The organism is Stenotrophomonas sp. YJH_SMC_54 (genome assembly GCF_059368435.1).
This window is the reverse complement of record NZ_JCAFRS010000006.1, coordinates 187595-204490: the sequence shown is the minus strand read 5'-3', so window position 1 is coordinate 204490 and position 16896 is coordinate 187595. Positions and strand designations below refer to the sequence as shown.

Below are 16896 nucleotides of genomic sequence, written 5' to 3'. Positions count from 1 at the left end.
ACGCCATTGCGGTCATGCGGGGGGCATATGCAGCCAACGGCAGGGCCCCTCGCGGCCGGCAGAGCCAGTGTCATGGGCTGGGTCGGACGGGGCGGGACTGCGGGGGGCGGCGCAAGTACGTCCATGTAGCCTTGGTCGCCGCATCCATGCGGCTCACACCCCCGCAGCCCCACCCCGTCCGACCTCCGACGGCCTGGCGCGAGTGCCAGCCACGGAAAAACAGAAAAAATCAAAAGCGGGGTGCGCGCTTCCCGCATCCGGACTAAACGAAAACGCCGGGCAATGCCCGGCGCTTCGCGCCCCGTCTGGTGGAGAGCCCCCCTTCTGTTAAGGGGGGCGCGCCAATGGCGCGGGGGATAGGAGGTAGGTCGGGACCCGCTGCTTGCACAGCAAGCCGCGGCGCACCTTCGGTGGTCAGTTCTTAGAACTGACCACCGAAGGTAAATTGCAGGCGTTCGATCTTGTCGCCGTCTTCCTTCTTCAGCGGGAACGCGTAGCTGATCGAGATCGGGCCGACCGGGGCGCGCCACAGCAGGGCGACACCGGTGGAGACGCGCAGTTCGTTGGCCTTGAAGTTCTTGGTGCCGTTGTAGACGTTACCGAAGTCGACGAAGGCCGACACGCGTGCAGACGGGCTGTCGAACAGGCGCGGGAAGTAGGCTTCGACCGAACCGACGGTCTTCAGCGAACCACCCAGCGGCTGGCCTTCCGGGTAACCGTCGGTGGCTTCGCGCGGGCCGAGGGTGTTGTCCTCGAAGCCGCGTACCGAGTTGGTACCACCGGCATAGAAGTTCTCGAAGAACGGCAGGCCGCTGGCGGTGACGGTACGGGTGGTGCCATCGGCATTGGTGATCGTACGGGTGTAGTCCTTGCCGTAGGCATCGCCGTAGCCCACTTCGGCGCGGGTGTTGATCACCAGCGACGGCATGATCGGCCAGTACTTGCTGATCTGGTAGTTCAGCTTGTAGTACTCGATGGTCGAACCCGGCAGGGTGGTTTCCAGGCCGACGCGCTGGTAGGTGCCGCGGGTCGGCATGAAGTAGTCGTTGCGCGAGTCGCGCGCCCAGCCCAGTTCCGTGCGCCAGGCATGGAAGGTGCGCGAACCGACCGCATCGATGTAATCGATGATCGAGGGCGGGGTCGAGCCACGGTAGGTCGTGATCTGGTTGCTGTCGATGCCGAACATCAGCGAGACGGTGTCGGTCTCGGTCAGCGGCACGCCGAATACCACCTGCGCAGAACCATTGGTGCTGTTGTACTGCGCGGTGTTGAAGTCGGAGTAGTCCAGTTCACGCCAGGACAGGTTGTAGCCCAGCGAAACGCCGTCGTCGGTGAAGTACGGGTTGGTGTAGCTGAAGCCGTAGCGCTGCAGGTAGCTGCTGCGCGAGGCCTCGACCGACACGCGGTTGCCGCCGCCGAGGAAGTTGTTCTGCGACAGCTGCACCGAGGTGGTCATGCCGTAGGACTGCGAATAGCCCAGGCCGAACACGAAGCTGCCGGAGGTGGTTTCCTTGACGTTGTAGACGACGTCGACCTGGTCGTTGCTGCCGCTGACGGCCGGGGTCTCGACGTCCACCGACTCGAAGTAGCCCAGGCGCTGCAGGCGGATCTTGGAGCGGTCGATCGCGGCCTGCGAGTACCAGCTGTTCTCGAACTGGCGCATTTCGCGACGCATCACTTCGTCGGAGGTGCGGGTATTGCCACGGAACAGGATGCGGCGCACCGACACGCGCGGGCCGGGCACGACCTGCATGTTGATCCCTACCGTCTGTTCGGCACGGTTGGTGGTCGGGATCGGGTTCACCTTGGCGAACGCGTAGCCGATGTTGGACAGCGAGTTGGTGATGGTGTCCGAGCTGAATTCCAGCAGGGCACGCGAGAACGTGTCGCCCGGCTTCTGGATCACCATGCGCTCGACGTCCTCCTGCGGAAGGATGGTGTCGCCGCTGACCTTGATCTCGGAGATCTTGTACTGCGCACCCTCGGTCACGCCCGCGGTGAGGAACATGTCGCGCTTGTCGGGGCTGATCGAGACCTGGGTGGAATCGATGCTGAAGTCGACGTAGCCGCGGTCCAGGTACCACGAGTTGAGCTTTTCCAGGTCGCCGGACAGCTTTTCCTTGGAGTACTGGTCGTCACGGCGGTACCACGACGCCCAGTTGTGCTCCTTGGACTCCCAGGTCTCCAGGATGTCCTTGCTCTCGAACTTCTCGGTGCCGACCAGGTTGACGTGGCGGATCCTGGCCGCCTTGCCTTCCTTGATGGCGATCGCGATGTCCACGCGGTTGCGGTCCAGCGGGCTCACGGTCGGGGTGATCTCGACGGTGTACTTGCCGCGGTCGTTGTACTGGCGGCGCAGTTCCTGGGTCACGCGGTCCAGGCTCAGGCGGTCGAAGGTGCCGCCCTCGGTCAGGCCGATGTCGGACAGGCCCTTGAGCAGCTGCTCGGACTTGATGTCCTTGTTGCCGGTCACGGTCAGCTTGTTGATCGCCGGGCGTTCCTTGACGGTCACCACCAGGATGCTGCCCTGGCGGTCCAGCTGCACGTCTTCGAAGAAGCCGGTCTTGTACAGCGCGCGGATGGTCTCGCCGACCTTGTTGTCGGTGATCGTCTCGCCCCGTTCCACCGGCAGGTAGGTGAACACCGTGCCCGAGCTGATGCGCTGCAGGCCATCGACGCGGATGTCGCTGACAGTGAAGGGCTCGGCTGCCTGGGCCAGGGTGGGAGCGCCGGTGACGGCGGCGAGGGCGAGGGCCAGCAGGCGGCGATTGGGGAGTCGCGTCATGTCACGTCCGGTAGGAAGGTCGATTTCATTGGTGCGGGATGCCGACGCTGTAGACGGCAACAACGTGGAAAAGTTCATCGCGGGACCAGGCCGAGGATGTCGTTGTAGAACGCCAACCCCATCAGCCCGGCCAGCAACGCCAGGCCGATGTATTGGCCGGCGGCGATGGCACGCTCGCTCAGCGGGCTGCCCTTGACCAACTCGATAAGGTAATACAGCAGGTGCCCGCCGTCCAAGATCGGGATCGGCAACAGGTTGATGATGCACAGGCTGAGTGACAGCAGGGCAAGGAACTGCAGGAACCAGTCGAGGCCGCGTTTGGCCGAGACATTGGCCACGCGGGCGATGGTGACCGGCCCGGAAACGTTCTGCAGCGAGGCTTTGCCGGTGACGATGCGGGCCATCATGCCCAGCGAGTCGGCGGCAAGTCGGCCGGTTTCACGTACGGCGACGGTCACTGCATCCAGCGGCCCATAGCGCAGCAGGGTGTCGTAGGAGGGGCTGTAGGTGGTGGGGAAGCCGACGCCGATCTGCCAGACCGGGTTGCCCTTGCCATCCTTGCCCTGGCGGGGCGTGACTTCCAGTGCAAGGCGTTCACCGCCTCGCAGGACCTCGATCATGCCGGGGCCTCCGGCACGGCCGAGGGCCTGGATCTCGCCGATCACCTGGTCGACGCTGTCGATGCGCTGGCCGTCGATCGCCACGATCAGGTCGCCCGGCTGCAGCAGCCCGGTGACCACCGAATCGGCGGTGAGCGAGTCGACCAGTGCCGGCTGCAGCCACGATTGCCAGTACAGGCCGGCCAGGATCGGTACCCGTCGTTCATCGAAGCCGGCGGGCAGCTGCGACAGCGGCAGGGTGCGCACGCGCACCTGGTCCGCAGGGTCGAGTACCTGAAGCGTGACGTCGCGGCGATCCATCGCGGCGGCGGTCAGCGCCATGCTGGCCTCGCCCAGGGTGGCGACCTGGCGCTCATCTACCCGCAGAACGCGGTCACCGCTGAGCAGACCGGCGCTGGCGGCGATGCCGTCAACCCGGCCGATCGTCGGCGAGTAGTCCTGCTTGCCGATCACGAACATCGCCCACAGCAGCAGGATGCACAGCAGCAGATTGGCGATCGGCCCTGCAGCAACAATGGCGATGCGCTGCCACACGGTCTTGTGGTTGAAGGCCTGGCCGCGCTCGTGGGGATGGACCTCGACCTCACGTTCGTCGAGGAACTTCACGTAGCCACCCAGCGGGATGGCGGCAATGGCGAACTCGGTGCCGTGCCTGTCGCGGCGCGACCACAGCGGACGGCCGAAGCCGACCGAGAAGCGCAGGATCTTGACCCCACAGAGGCGGCCGACCCAGTAATGCCCGAACTCGTGGAACGTGACCAGCAGCCCGAGGCTGACAATCATCCACCAGACCGATCCGAGGAAGTCAGTCATGCAGGCTCACAGTGGCGGGCAGGGGCGGCGGCGTCATGCTGGGCGAGGCGGTCGTTCAGGCGGCGTCGATGGCGTTCAGGGTGAGCTGGCGTGCGCGCTGGTCGGCGGACAACAGGACCTCCAGTGTATCGGCTGGCTGGGTCGGCAGTGTTGAAAGAGCGTTAGCAACCAGCTCCGGGATGGTCAGGAAACCGATCCGGCCCTGAAGAAATGCTGAAACCGCCTCTTCATTGGCGGCGTTCAGCACCGCCGGGGCAGTACCGCCGGCCTGCATGGCCTGCCAGGCCAGCGCCAGGCAGGGGAAGGCGTCGGTGTCAGGCGCCTCGAAATCCAGCCGGCCCTGCGCCAGCAGGTCCAGCCCGGCCACGCCCGATTCGATGCGCTGCGGCCAGCCCAGGCCGACCGCCAGGGTGGTGCGCATGTCCGGCAGGCCCATCTGGGCCAGGGTCGAGCCGTCGACGAATTCGACCAGCGAATGGACCAGGCTCTGCGGGTGCACCAGCACCTCGATGCGCTCGCCGGGCACCGAGAACAGATGGTGCGCCTCGATGACTTCCAGGCCCTTGTTCATCAACGTCGCCGAATCGACCGAGATCTTCGGGCCCATCGACCACTTCGGGTGAGCCACGGCCTGGGCCGGGGTGACCTCGGCCAGCTCGGCGCGGCTGCGGCCGCGGAACGGGCCGCCCGACGCGGTCAGCAGGATCCGGCGCACGCCGGCGCCGTCGATGCTGGCGTCGCGCGAACGCAGGCACTGGAAGATCGCGCTGTGCTCGCTGTCGATCGGAATGATCTCGGCGCCGGCGCGCTCGGCGGTGCGGGTCAGCAGCTCGCCGGCCAGTACCAGCGATTCCTTGTTGGCCAGCAGGATGCGCTTGCCGGCCGCAGCGGCGGCGAGGGTCGAGGACAGCCCTGCAGCACCGACAATGGCCGCGACGACCGTGTCGCAGGCATCGCTTGCTGCCAGCTGGTCCAGTGCGGCATGACCGGCGTGGGCCTCGGTCGACAGCCCGGCATCGCGCAGGCCGTCGCGCAGTTCGGTGAACAGCGCTTCGTCGGCGATGACCGCGTGCGCCGGCTCGTGTTGGCGGCACAGGGCCAGCAGTGCCTGCACCTGGCGGCCGGCGGCCAGCACCGTGGCCTGGTAGCGCTGCGGGTGGCGGGCGATGACGTCCAGCGTGGAGGCACCGATCGAGCCGGTGGCGCCGTATACGGCGACCCGGCGCAGGTCTGCGACAGCATTCATGGTCAGAACCCGAAGATTTCCTTGCCCAGCGCGAACACCGGCACGGCGGCGAGGACGCCGTCGACGCGGTCGAGCACGCCACCATGGCCCGGAATCAGGTTGCCCGAGTCCTTGGCACCGGCGTGGCGCTTGATCAGGCTTTCGAACAGGTCACCCAGCACCGACGCGAATACGGCCACCACCGAGGTGATCAGCAGGCCCGGCAGGTGCGCGATGTCGATGCCGGCCAGCCAGCCCAGTCCGAGGGCCACGGCGACACCGGCCAGCAGGCCGCCGAACAGGCCTTCCCAGGTCTTGTTGGGGCTGATCCGCGGCGCCAGCTTGTGCTTGCCGAAGTGACGGCCGGCGAAATAGGCGCCCGAATCGGCTGCCCAGACCAGTGCCAGTGCCGCCAGCAGCCACAGGTGGCCCTGCTTGCCTGGCGGGTCACCGCCAGCGTGGATCAGTACCAGCGCTGCCCAGGCAGGAACGATGGCCAGGGTGCCGGCCAGCATCTTCACGATCCGGGAGGGGGCCGTCGGCTGGGCGCCAAAGTTGAAGAAGCGCAGCCAGGCCAGCGCCGCCAGCCACCAGGCAACACCTGCCAGTGTGGTGATCTGGAACAGCACCAGCGTGCTGCCATCGGCCCACACCAGCAGCACCATCAGCAGCAGGTTCAGCACCAGCAGCACGGTGCGCGCGAGGGTGTCTTCGATGCCGGCCAGCTTCAGCCATTCCCACAGGCCGATCAGCAGCACGGCGGCGGCGGCGGCGGCCAGCCATTGCGTCGGCAGCAGCAGGATCGCGGCAATGGCGAGCGGCGCCATGATCAGCGCGGCGAGGACTCGGGTCTTGGTCATGGGCTGGAGGTCTCGGTGGCCAGTGCGGCGATCTGGGCGCTGGTCAGGCCGAAACGACGCTCGCGGCTGCCATAGGCATCCAGCGCCTGCTGCAGCAGGGCGGCATCGAAGTCCGGCCACAGCGCCTCGGTGAACCACAGCTCGGTGTAGGCCAGTTGCCACAGCAGGAAGTTGCTGATGCGGGTGTCGCCACCGGTGCGGATGAACAGATCCGGCGGCGGCAGGTCGGCCAGGGCGACCTGGCTGCCCAGCAGCGATTCGTCGATCTGTTCGGGCAGCAGGCGTCCTGCGGCGACTTCAGCGGCCAGTGCGCGCGCGGCACGGGCGATGTCCTGGCGACCGCCGTAACTGGCGGCGATCGACAGGGTCAGGGTGGTGTTGTCGGCGGTGCGCTGCTCGGCCAGCTGCATGCGGCTGACCAGTCCGGCACCAAAGCGCTCGCGTTCGCCGATGAAGCGTACGCGCACGCCGCGTCGGTGCAGTTCGTCCACTTCGCGGTCGAGCGCGCCGAGGAACAGCTTCATCAGGGCGTCGACTTCTTCCTGCGGCCGGCCCCAGTTCTCGCTGGAAAACGCGAACAGGGTCAGCGCCGGAATGCCCAGTTCAAGGCAGCGCTCGATGGTGCGGTTGACCGCGCGCGCGCCGGCACGATGGCCGATCACGCGCGGGCGGCGGCGCTGCTGTGCCCAGCGCCCGTTGCCATCCATGATGATGGCGACGTGGCGGGGCAGGGTGGCCGGCAACGGAGGCGGGACTGAAGGCATCGACTTCAGACCGACAGCAGTTCTTTTTCCTTGTCGGCAACGACCTTGTCGACGTCCTTGATGTTGGTGTCGGTCAACTTCTGGATGTCGTCCTCACCGCGCTTCTTCTCGTCCTCGCTGATCGCCTTGTCCTTGACCAGCTTGGCGATTTCCTTGTTCGCGTCCTGACGGATGTTGCGGATCGCGATCTTGGCGCCTTCGCCTTCCTTCTGCACCTGCTTGACCAGCTCCTTGCGGCGCTCTTCGGTCGGCGGCGGCATGTTGATGCGGATCGCGGTGCCCAGCGTGTTCGGGGTGAACTCGGCGTTGTAGAGACCCTTCTCGATCTCCTTGATCATGCCCTTGTCGAACGGGGTGACCAGCAGCGAGTGCGCATCGGCGTTGGAGATCGAGGCAACCTGGTTCAGCGGGGTGCTGGCGTTGCCGTAGGCATTGACCGTCACGCGGTCCAGCAGGGCCGGCGTGGCACGCCCGGTCCGGATGGAGGTGAGGGTGTGCTTCAGAGCGTCGATGCTCTTGGCCATGCGCGTCTGCGCGTTGTTCTTGATGTCGTTGAGCATCGCCCGGTCCTGGATGTATCTGGAATCGGGCGATTATAGGCGAATACGGGACGCTGCCGGGCCTGAATCGGCCCGGTTGTCGCCGCGCGCTCAGGCTCAGGCCGGATCGCGGCCCTGGACCAGGGTGCCGATGTTCTCGCCGTTGAGGATCTTCAGCAGCTCGCCCGGCTGGCCCATGTCGAACACGCGCATCGGCAGGTCGCTGTCGCGGGCCAGTGCGAAGGCGGCGGTATCCATCACTTCCAGGCCGCGGCGGATCACTTCGTCATAGCTCAGGCTGTCGAAGCGGACCGCATCGCTGTGCTTGTTCGGGTCCTTGTCGTACACGCCATCGACCTTGGTGGCCTTCAGCAGCAGGTCGGCGCCGATCTCGATCGCGCGCAGGGCGGCGCCGGAGTCGGTGGTGAAGAACGGGCTGCCGACGCCGGCGGCGAAGATCACCAGGCGGCCCTTTTCCAGGTGGCGGATGGCGCGGCGGCGGATGTAGTCCTCGCACACGTCGTTGATCTTGATCGCGCTCATCACGCGCGCCTTGGCGCCCAGCTTCTCCAGGGCGTCCTGCATGGCCAGGGCGTTGATGACCGTGGCCAGCATGCCCATCTGGTCGCCGGTGACCCGGTCCATGCCGCCTGCGGCCAGGCCGGCGCCGCGGAAGATGTTGCCGCCGCCGATCACCAGCGCCACTTCGGCACCGGCTTGCTGGGCTTCGATGACCTCACGGGCCAGGCGGTTGATGATCTTCGGGTCGATGCCGTAGTCCTCATCTCCCATCAGCGCCTCCCCGGACAGTTTCAGAAGGATGCGGCGATAGGCGAGCTTGGACATGGGGACCTCGGGTGCGTGGAAATCGCGGGCGATTCTACGCGCATGCGGCGTCGGGCCATAGTGTTTTGTGCACTGCGGCGTAAAATCCTGGCGTTCGCCCTGGTCATCCGGGGCTTCCGGTTCAGCCCAGCTCGGCGCCCGCGGTCGCTGACAGCTCGTCGTGGCCGAGGGCGCCGGGGGAGCGCGCGATCACCCGGTTGCGGCCGAGGTTCTTGGAGCGGTACAGCACGTCGTCGGCGGCGCGCAGCAGGTCCTGCACGTCGGCGAAGCGTTCGTAGCCGCCCTGGGTGGCCACGCCGGCGGAGAAGGTGACGAACAGCGGGCCGCCTTCCAGTTCGGCCATCGGCGTGGCAACGATGTTGGCCAGTACCCGGCGGATCACGTCCAGTGCTACCGTTTCGCTGGTGTTGGGCAGCAGCGCGACGAACTCCTCGCCGCCGAAGCGGGCCACGGTGTCGCTGTGGCGCAGCTGGCCCTGCAGTTTGCCGGCAAAGGCCCGCAGCACCTCGTCGCCGGTCAGGTGGCCATGGGCGTCGTTGATCTTCTTGAAGTCGTCCAGGTCGATGAAGGCCACCGACAGCGGCCAGCCCTGGCGACCGGCGCGCAGGAATTCCTGCTCCAGCACGGCTTCCAGCTGGCGCCGGTTGAGCACGCCGGTGAGGGCATCTCGATGGGCCTGGTCGGCCAGGCGCTTGGCCCGGGCTTCGAATTCGTCAGCGCGGCGACGGGCCTGGTCGGCATCCTGCAGTTCGCGCAGGTTGCGCAGGGTGGCCAGCTCCTGCGCGTGGTCGATCAGCTCGCGCACCCGCGAGGGGGAATTCAGGCCGGCCTCGAACAGGCTGGCGATGTCCGGCAGGGCCTCGCTGATGCGGGTCAGGACCTGGTCGAAACGGGCGCTGTCCAGTTCAAGGCGGTCATGCACCTGCTGCAGGGCGCGCTCGCGGGCGGCATCGGCGTCATCGTCCAGCCAGATGTCGGCCACGGCACCGGACAGCTGCACGCAGGCCTGGAACGGCGACTCCGCGGCGTCCAGGTCTTCGCTGTGGCTGATGCTCTCCACCAGGTAGCGCGGCAGGCCCCACTGCTCGGCCACCCAGGCGCCGACCTCGGCGTGGCTGCAGCCCAGTTCGTCGCGCTCGCGCGCGACCAGATCGATGTTGTCGCGTGCTTCGCGCAGCAGCGGCAGGTAGCGCTCCGATTCGGCCTGGGCCAGGCACAGTACGCCCAGGTCCTGCAGCAGGCCGGCCAGCATCAGTTCTTCCAGCCGGCGCAGGCCGCGTGCCTGGCCCAGCTGGCTGGCGGCCAGCGCGCTGAGGATGCTGCGCTTCCAGGCGCGTTGGCGCAGGTCGTGGTCGGCGCCGGTGCCGCCGGTCAGTCCCTGGGTGACGGTGAAGCCGAGGGCCAGGCTGATCGTGGCATTCAGGCCGAGCATGGTCAGTGCCTGGCCGAGGTTCTCGATCCGACGGCGGCTGGCGTACAGCGGCGAATTGGCGATGCGCAGCATGCGAGCGCTCAGCGCCATGTCGATGGCGATGATGTCGGCGGCGGTGGCGATATCCGCTTCCGGGTCCTGTGCCAGTTCGATGATGCGCAGGGCAATACCGGGTGGCGAGGGCAGGTTGCGGCAGAGCGCCAGGGCAGCTGTCAGCTCGGGAGGCATGTCGGGTCGTTCAATTCCATTGGGACAAGAATACCTAGGAATGCATCACAGTCCGCGATTTTCGTTCCTGCTAAATGACTGTTGATTCCCTGTGCCGAGTATCGGCTTGATTCGCGCGCAACGCAAAGGTGCCGCTGTGCGCACCCCACAGGGCCGCCGGCATAAAAAAAGAGCCGCGGTCTCCCGCGGCTCCTTCTGGTTGCTTCACAGCCGGAAGGCTGGAATCAGACCTGCATCGCCTTGGCAACTTCGGCGGCGTAGTCTTCCACCACCTTCTCGATGCCTTCGCCGACGATCAGCAGCTTGAAGCCAGCAACATCGGCGCCAGCGGCCTTGACCACCTGCTCGACGGTGGTGTCGCCCAGCACGTAGGTCTGGCCGTACAGGGTCACGTCGCTGACGATCTTGTTGATCTTGCCGCTGATGATCTTTTCCAGGATGTCGGCCGGCTTGGCCTTGTCCTTTTCGGACATCTTGGCCAGCTCGATTTCCTTTTCCTTCTCGACGAAGTCGGCCGGAACGTCCGCAGCCTTGTTGTGCGGCGGCTTCAGCGCAGCCACGTGCATGGCCAGGCCACGGGCCAGCTCGACGTCGCCGCCGATCAGATCGACCAGAACGCCGACCTTGCCGTTGGTGTGGACATACGCACCGATGTTGCCGGTGGTGTCGACATTCACCATGCGACGGATCTGGATGTTCTCACCCAGGGTCTGCACGGCGGTGGCGCGGGCTTCTTCAACGGTGCGGCCATCGGCCAGCTTGGCAGCCTTCACGGCTTCGACGTCGGTGGCGCCCGATGCCAGGGCGGCAGCGGCAACGGCATTGACGAAGGACTTGAAGTTGTCATCGTTGGCGACGAAGTCGGTTTCCGAGTTGACTTCGACCAGCACGGCCTTGCCGCCATCCTGGGCCAGGCCCAGACGGCCTTCGGCGGCCACGCGGTCAGCCTTCTTGTCGGCCTTGGCGGCGCCGGACTTGCGCATGGCTTCAGCAGCAGCGTCGATGTCGCCGTTGGCTTCGGTGAGCGCCTTCTTGCATTCCATCATGCCGGCGCCGGTGCGCTCGCGCAGTTCCTTGACCAGGGAAGCAGTGATTTCCACGGGATTACCTCACGAAAGAAAGGGGTTGGGCCGGCATGGTGGCCGGCCCGTGTGACACGGTCCTGTCACGCGCCAAAGGCTGCGCGCAGGGAGGGTGGACGCCGGGCGTCCACCCCGGGCCTGGATCAGGCCTGGGCGTCGTCGCCCTTCTTGGCAGCCTTCTTGGCCGGAGCGCGGCGGGCCGGCTTCTCTTCGCCTTCAGCAGCGGCTTCAGCGAACTCTTCCTCACGCACCGAAGCAGCGTGCGGAGCAGCAGCCTTGCCTTCCAGCACGGCGTCGGCAGCGGCGCGGGCGTACAGCTGCACAGCGCGGATGGCGTCGTCGTTGCCCGGGATGGCGTAGTCCACCAGTTCCGGGTTGTAGTTGGTGTCGACCACGGCGATGACCGGGATGCCCAGCTTCTTGGCTTCCTTGATCGCGATGTCTTCGTGGCCGATGTCGATCACGAAGATGGCGTCCGGCAGGCGGTTCATGTCCTTGATGCCGCCCAGCGAGGCTTCCAGCTTGTCGCGCTCGCGACGCAGGCCCAGCACTTCGTGCTTGACCAGCTTCTCGAAGGTGCCGTCGGTTTCACCGGCTTCCAGTTCCTTCAGGCGGGCAACCGACTGCTTGACGGTACGGAAGTTGGTCAGGGTGCCGCCCAGCCAGCGCTGGTTCATGAACGGCATGCCGCAACGCTCGGCTTCTTCCTTGATGGTTTCGCGGGCGCTGCGCTTGGTGCCCAGGAACAGGACGGTGCCGCGCTTCTGGGCAACCGACGAGATGAAGTTCATCGCGTCGTTGAACAGCGGGACGGTCTTTTCCAGGTTGATGATGTGGATCTTGCCGCGGGCGCCGAAGATGTACGGAGCCATCTTGGGGTTCCAGTAGCGGGTCTGGTGGCCGAAGTGGACGCCGGCTTCCAGCATCTGACGCATGGTGACCTGGGGCATTGCAATACTCCTGATATGGAACCAGCGATTCCGCCCGCGGGGATAGGTATGCGGGACGCGTGGAAGCGCGATCGGTTCCGGGGTTGGGCTTCCCTGTTGCCTCCGTGGCCGAACTCCTTGCGGAGCACCCCGGCACGGATGGGGGCAGCAGGTGTGGATTCACCGGTGACGTCCGGTGTGGACGGGTTCCCGCGCACGCAGGCGGCAGGAATCCGGTCGATTATAGCCCGCTCGGTGCGCTGGCTGCAATTGCCGGGCCTGGAGCGACCAGATCGATCACGCGGCCATCCTGCAGCCGGGCCTGGAAATGACCGCCGGCGTAGCCATCAGCGCGGGCGGGCAGGGCCCAGCGGCGCTCATGGCCGGCCAGCAGATACCCGGCCAGGCCGGGCAGCAGCAGGGTGCGCTGACCGCCGCTGGTGATGTAGGCGAGATCGTTCAGGCGTGCGTGCAGGGTACCGGTGTTGCTCAGTCGCAGGAAGGTATGTGACTGGCCGGGTTCGATCCCTGCATGCAGCCGCGATTGGGTCATTGGCGTGGCGTGCCCGCGGAACAACGGCAGCGAATAGCGCTGCAGGCCTGGCGTAGTGGGGGCCAGGACGACCCGATAGGCCTGTTCGCCGACAGCGGATGCCGGCTGGCGTGGCAGCAGCCAGATGCGCTGTCGGACGCCGGGCGGGATGTCGAGCAGGGTGGGGCTGGCGAGCACCTGGTCGGTGGGACGCAGCATGTCCGCGTCGGTCTGCTGGTCCCACGCAAGGATCTGTACCCGGCCCTGCCAGCGGCCGGGACCGGGGTTGAAGAGCCAAAGTTCGCCCTGGCCACCTTCGGCGGGCAGCTGCAGTGTGGTCGGCAACAGGTCCAATGCCGCGGCAGGCAACGCCAGCAGCATCGCCAGCAGGGTCAGAAGTGCCCGCATCAGTAGATGACGGTCACGGCGGACGTCGTGTCTTCGCCGTCGGCGGGAGGCGCGAGCTCGCGGACCTGGGGCGGAAGTTGCGGTGTGTCGCTGCGCTGGTGGGGGGCGGGGCAGTGGGTGCTGCCGGGGTCATCGCGGCAGGCTTCGACCACGGTCAGGCGGATCTGCAGGTTGCTGGGGCCGGGTTCGGCCCACGCCGATGTGCTGGCGAACAGTATCGCCCCTATCAGAAATGCGCGAGCCACCTGGCAACCACCGTGCTGAAAGATCTCGCTGCGCGGTATCGGCTGGATCGGCCGAATCTGTAGCGTCGACTGTCAGTCGACTGCTCCTGGCACAGGAATGATGCGCGCATCCACGCATGACGTGGATGTGCCGAAACCCCGGTGGGTGTCGACCGTTGGTCGGCATGCAGGTCAATAGGTGATGGTCACCTGCACCACATCGTTGTAGATGCCGGCCGGGGGCTGGCCGGTGACCGGCGGCACCCGGCCATAGATGGTCAGCTGCTGCGCGCTGCCACTTCCGGTGCCGCCAACGGTATCGACGTTGAGGGTGTTGCCCCAGCGCAGGCTGCGCGCGGCATTGCGGTACAGCTCGTAGGTGAGGTAGTAGGTGCTGCCGCCGATGGTGGTGGCCATGCGCCGCGTGCTGGTGGCGGAGGGGTTGTTCTGGCCGTTGTTGAGGCTGACCTGGTAGGCCGTGTTCTTCAGGCAGGTCAGGGTCAAGGTGGCGGTCCGGTCGATGTTGGCGGGAATGCCGCCGGTGACGTTGCCGAAGTCCATGTTGGTGGTGACGTAGCTGCCGCACTGCGGCAGCACGTTGGCGGTGGCGGTGAAGCTGAAGGCGTTGCTGATGCTGTTGGTGCCGGTGGCGCCGCCGTTGCAGTTGGCGGGCACCGTGGCATTGCCGAGCAGGACCTCGTTCCAGGCCCAGGTCAGCACCACGTTGGCGCCGTTGAAGGTGCTGCTGTAGGCGCCTGACGCCAGGATCTGATTGGCGGGGATCTGTGCGGACAGCTGCGTGGTCTGCGTGCCGCTGCCGCCGGTCAGGGGCACGTTGTAGGTCAGGGTCAGCTCCTGCGCCGGCGGCGAGCCGCGCGGGGTCAACCCGGTCACCTGGCTGAAGTTGGAGGTGTTGTAGAGCTGGAAGTTCATGCTGTCGCTGGTGCTGGTCTTCATCGTCCGCCAGCTGGAGCTGCTGCCGCCGCCGCTGCCGGCGCCGATGCCCACGCAGACCCGCACGCCGGTAGTGGCCAGCACGCTCAGCGCGGCAGTGGTGCAGGTCACGGTGATGTTGAGCGTGCCGGTGGTTGCGCCGGGGGCATTGCTGTTGACGTTGCCAAACGGCAGCGTCGGGTCGGCGACGGCGGCGCACACCGCGACGGCGCGGGCCGGTGCCGCCGCCAGCAGGCCGGCGACCAGCAGCAGGCCGAGCAGCAACGTCCTCATGGCGCTACCTCCGGGATGCACGCCAGCGGTGCCGGCTTCGGCCGCGCGCCGGAAGCCACCACCTTGGGCACGTCCGGTACCTTCACCCTGCATTGCCCGCGGCTGGTGGTGATGTACAGCACGCTGCCGGCGGACACGTCTTCCAGGTACAGCAGCCCGTCATAGCCCACCAGCGCCTGTCGCCCGTCCGGCAGCTGCACCTCGCTGCCGACCTCCAGCGGTTGCCCGTCCATGCCGTGCAGGGTCAGGTTCAACGACGGCCGCGAACGCAGCGCGAAGGTCACGCGGGTGCCGGCGCGTTGGCGGGGTGTCACCCAGTCTTCGATGCGATCGGCGCGCATGTCCTCGGGCAGGTCCAGGGTGTCGATGGAGACGCGATTGCGCTGCCAGGACAGCAGTGGGCTGACCAGCAGCAGGCCGCGATCATCGGTCACGCCGATCAGCCGGTTTTCCAGCCGCACCGGCACGCCGCCCACGCCGTTGGTGCTGATGACTGCGAACGCGTCGGAGACTTCGCGGGTGGCGAAGGCATGCCCGCCCATCCACACCAGGCTGCCACTGGCGCTGGCGTAGGCATAGTTCAGGCCGCCCTGGCGCGAGGCGCCGAATGAGTAGCGACCGACGTCATTGAGGATGCCGACTTCGGCCAGGCCGCCATTGCCGTCCTCGCCATGGCGCACCTGCGCGCGCCAACCGACGCCGCCGGCGCTGCCGTCGCCGGGTACCGGCTGGGTCACGTCCGCTACCCAGCTCTGGCTGTCGCCGTTGCGCTGGCTGGAGAGGCTGGCCTGGCGGTTGTTGCCCAGGCTGGCGGTGACCGACAGGTAGATGCTGCGGTCATCGCTCTTGTCCAGGTTCTGGTTCACCGACAGGTAGGCCGACCACCGCTGGCTCCAGGTGCGTGACCAGAACAGGCTGGCGTAGCGGTTGTCGTCTCCGTCGGGATAGCGCAGGCGCAGGTAGCTGGCGCTGAGCGTGCCCAGCCGCAGCAGATCGGCGCCGACCGTGGCCTGTTCACTGATGCTCGGCGGCAGGTTGCCCTGCAGTGCGCCCAGGTCGCGGTAATCGCCATGGCTGCGCACGCTGCGCAGATTGAAATTGAGCCGGCGGTTGTTCCAGCTGTAGCCCAGTGCCCATTGCCCGCCCCGCAGGCCGTGATAGTCACTGTGCGCATAGGCGGCGTTGAACACGCCCGCGCCGCCGAGCAGCCACCAGCCGCCGATGCCGGCCTGGGCCAGGCCGCCGCCGCCTTCGGCATGTGCTTCGCCGGTAAAGGTGTCGCTGATACCGCCTCGCCAGCTGGCACTGGCCACGGTGCGATCGTCGTAGGCGAAGGAACGCTGGCCGAAATCCTCACGCAGGCGGCCAACGCCGGCCGACCAGTCCGACAGGCCCTTGGCCAGCAGCTGCTGGGTGCCGTAGAAACTGAAATCCAGCGTCTGCATGCGCCCGAATGCATCGGTCACCACCACCTGTGCGCTGCCGGTGCCGCTGATGCCGGGTTGCGCGGCCAGCTGGAACGGACCGACCGGCACCTGCCCGCTGTACTGGCGCAGGCCATCGACGTACAGCTCGACCGTGGACGGCACCACCGCCTGGCCGAGGAAGCTGGGCGTGGGGGTGAGTACGCGATACGGCTGCAGGCCGTAGTTGCGGCCGATCTGCAGGCCGCCCAGGCGCACCGGACGGGTCCAGTCGACGAAGCCGCTGTAGAAATCGCCGACCTCCAGCGTCATCGCCTTGCCGGGGAAATCCAGGCTCCAGCGCGTATCCAGACGCACGCTCTCACCGCGCCAGCGACGGTCGCCGGGCTGCTGGTAGCGCCGGCTGATCGCTGTGTTCTCGACGGTGCCGTTGCCGATCCCGAACAGGCGCAGCTCCGAGCTGAGGCTGAGGTTGCCGAGCATGTCGACCCGGCTGCCATACAGGTCGTAGTTCAGCAGCAGGCCGGGCGAGGCGGTGCTGGCCGGTGCCCGGGTCTGCGGCTGGCTGAGCACGGTGGTCGGCAGGGTCAGCTGGTCCAGCGGCACGTCCAGGGCCAGGGTCTGCATATGCGCGTCGTAGCGCACAACGGCCCCGCTGATCTGGTCCAGATAGACCGGCGCATCGCCGCGGGCGCTGAAGCCGAGCTGGCGCAGCACTTCCGGACTGGCCTGCAGCCGGCCACGGGTTTCAGTGAATGGCAGCAGGCCGCGGGGCGTGCTGTTGAGCGAGACGTCCAGGTACAGGGTCTGGCTGGCGGTCAGGGGCGTGGGGGCGGGCAGGATCGCGTCGGCCGACACCCCGGAGACGTCCGCAGCCCCGGCGGCAGCCACGCCGGACACATCGGCGGCTTCGGTCGCCGCAGGAGCCAGGGCAGCAAACAGCGCGCCCATCAACGCC

Annotated in this window: 13 protein-coding genes; all 13 read right to left on the bottom strand. The window is 67.0% G+C overall.

Features of this window, described 5'->3' with window-relative positions; genetic code table 11:
- Positions 1 to 421: 421 nt before the first annotated feature.
- Positions 422 to 2785, bottom strand: a complete 2364-nt coding sequence (gene bamA, locus AC5P5S_RS09560; protein ID WP_062607486.1) for an outer membrane protein assembly factor BamA — start codon at positions 2783 to 2785, stop codon at positions 422 to 424.
- 74 nt (positions 2786 to 2859) lie between these two features.
- Positions 2860 to 4218, bottom strand: a complete 1359-nt coding sequence (gene rseP, locus AC5P5S_RS09555; RefSeq protein ID WP_062607488.1) for an RIP metalloprotease RseP — start codon at positions 4216 to 4218, stop codon at positions 2860 to 2862.
- A gap of 55 nt (positions 4219 to 4273) precedes the next feature.
- Positions 4274 to 5464, bottom strand: a complete 1191-nt coding sequence (locus AC5P5S_RS09550; protein ID WP_062607490.1) for a 1-deoxy-D-xylulose-5-phosphate reductoisomerase — start codon at positions 5462 to 5464, stop codon at positions 4274 to 4276.
- Positions 5465 to 5466: 2 nt separating this feature from the next.
- A complete protein-coding gene (locus AC5P5S_RS09545) occupies positions 5467 to 6303 on the bottom strand; it encodes a phosphatidate cytidylyltransferase (protein WP_005408742.1) in 837 nt (278 codons plus the stop codon).
- Complete coding sequence (gene uppS, locus AC5P5S_RS09540; RefSeq protein ID WP_005408743.1) at positions 6300 to 7067, bottom strand: polyprenyl diphosphate synthase; 768 nt, start codon at positions 7065 to 7067, stop codon at positions 6300 to 6302. The genes AC5P5S_RS09545 and uppS overlap by 4 nt, the downstream gene beginning before the upstream one ends.
- A gap of 5 nt (positions 7068 to 7072) precedes the next feature.
- On the bottom strand, positions 7073 to 7627 hold the full coding sequence (gene frr, locus AC5P5S_RS09535; protein ID WP_005408744.1) for a ribosome recycling factor: 555 nt from the start codon (positions 7625 to 7627) through the stop codon (positions 7073 to 7075).
- A gap of 96 nt (positions 7628 to 7723) precedes the next feature.
- Positions 7724 to 8452: a UMP kinase gene (gene pyrH, locus AC5P5S_RS09530; RefSeq protein WP_005408745.1), complete on the bottom strand. Its 729-nt coding sequence runs from the start codon at positions 8450 to 8452 to the stop codon at positions 7724 to 7726.
- A 121-nt stretch (positions 8453 to 8573) separates the two neighbouring features.
- Positions 8574 to 10112, bottom strand: a complete 1539-nt coding sequence (locus tag AC5P5S_RS09525; protein WP_005412741.1) for a GGDEF domain-containing protein — start codon at positions 10110 to 10112, stop codon at positions 8574 to 8576.
- Positions 10113 to 10336: 224 nt separating this feature from the next.
- The gene (gene tsf, locus AC5P5S_RS09520) at positions 10337 to 11212 is read right to left on the bottom strand and encodes a translation elongation factor Ts (RefSeq protein WP_005408747.1); all 876 of its coding nucleotides are present in this window, start codon (positions 11210 to 11212) and stop codon (positions 10337 to 10339) included.
- 125 nt (positions 11213 to 11337) lie between these two features.
- Complete coding sequence (gene rpsB, locus AC5P5S_RS09515; protein ID WP_005408748.1) at positions 11338 to 12144, bottom strand: 30S ribosomal protein S2; 807 nt, start codon at positions 12142 to 12144, stop codon at positions 11338 to 11340.
- Between the two features lie 220 nt (positions 12145 to 12364).
- On the bottom strand, positions 12365 to 13063 hold the full coding sequence (locus tag AC5P5S_RS09510) for a fimbrial biogenesis chaperone (protein WP_062607492.1): 699 nt from the start codon (positions 13061 to 13063) through the stop codon (positions 12365 to 12367).
- Positions 13064 to 13479: 416 nt separating this feature from the next.
- On the bottom strand, positions 13480 to 14514 hold the full coding sequence (locus AC5P5S_RS09505) for a Csu type fimbrial protein (RefSeq protein ID WP_005408750.1): 1035 nt from the start codon (positions 14512 to 14514) through the stop codon (positions 13480 to 13482).
- Positions 14511 to 16889: a fimbria/pilus outer membrane usher protein gene (locus AC5P5S_RS09500; protein ID WP_062607494.1), complete on the bottom strand. Its 2379-nt coding sequence runs from the start codon at positions 16887 to 16889 to the stop codon at positions 14511 to 14513. Before AC5P5S_RS09500 ends, AC5P5S_RS09505 begins: the two co-directional genes overlap by 4 nt.
- Positions 16890 to 16896 lie beyond the last annotated feature (7 nt).

What these genes read in the sequence shown, in the direction of transcription:
- bamA (WP_062607486.1), bottom strand. Translation starts at nt 2,785, where the DNA reads ATGACGCGACTCCCCAATCGCCGCCTGCTGGCCCTCGCCCTCGCCGCC.
- rseP (WP_062607488.1), bottom strand. Translation starts at nt 4,218, where the DNA reads ATGACTGACTTCCTCGGATCGGTCTGGTGGATGATTGTCAGCCTCGGG.
- AC5P5S_RS09550 (WP_062607490.1), bottom strand. Translation starts at nt 5,464, where the DNA reads ATGAATGCTGTCGCAGACCTGCGCCGGGTCGCCGTATACGGCGCCACC.
- AC5P5S_RS09545 (WP_005408742.1), bottom strand. Translation starts at nt 6,303, where the DNA reads ATGACCAAGACCCGAGTCCTCGCCGCGCTGATCATGGCGCCGCTCGCC.
- uppS (WP_005408743.1), bottom strand. Translation starts at nt 7,067, where the DNA reads ATGCCTTCAGTCCCGCCTCCGTTGCCGGCCACCCTGCCCCGCCACGTC.
- frr (WP_005408744.1), bottom strand. Translation starts at nt 7,627, where the DNA reads ATGCTCAACGACATCAAGAACAACGCGCAGACGCGCATGGCCAAGAGC.
- pyrH (WP_005408745.1), bottom strand. Translation starts at nt 8,452, where the DNA reads ATGTCCAAGCTCGCCTATCGCCGCATCCTTCTGAAACTGTCCGGGGAG.
- AC5P5S_RS09525 (WP_005412741.1), bottom strand. Translation starts at nt 10,112, where the DNA reads ATGCCTCCCGAGCTGACAGCTGCCCTGGCGCTCTGCCGCAACCTGCCC.
- rpsB (WP_005408748.1), bottom strand. Translation starts at nt 12,144, where the DNA reads ATGCCCCAGGTCACCATGCGTCAGATGCTGGAAGCCGGCGTCCACTTC.
- AC5P5S_RS09510 (WP_062607492.1), bottom strand. Translation starts at nt 13,063, where the DNA reads ATGCGGGCACTTCTGACCCTGCTGGCGATGCTGCTGGCGTTGCCTGCC.
- AC5P5S_RS09505 (WP_005408750.1), bottom strand. Translation starts at nt 14,514, where the DNA reads ATGAGGACGTTGCTGCTCGGCCTGCTGCTGGTCGCCGGCCTGCTGGCG.
- AC5P5S_RS09500 (WP_062607494.1), bottom strand. Translation starts at nt 16,889, where the DNA reads ATGGGCGCGCTGTTTGCTGCCCTGGCTCCTGCGGCGACCGAAGCCGCC.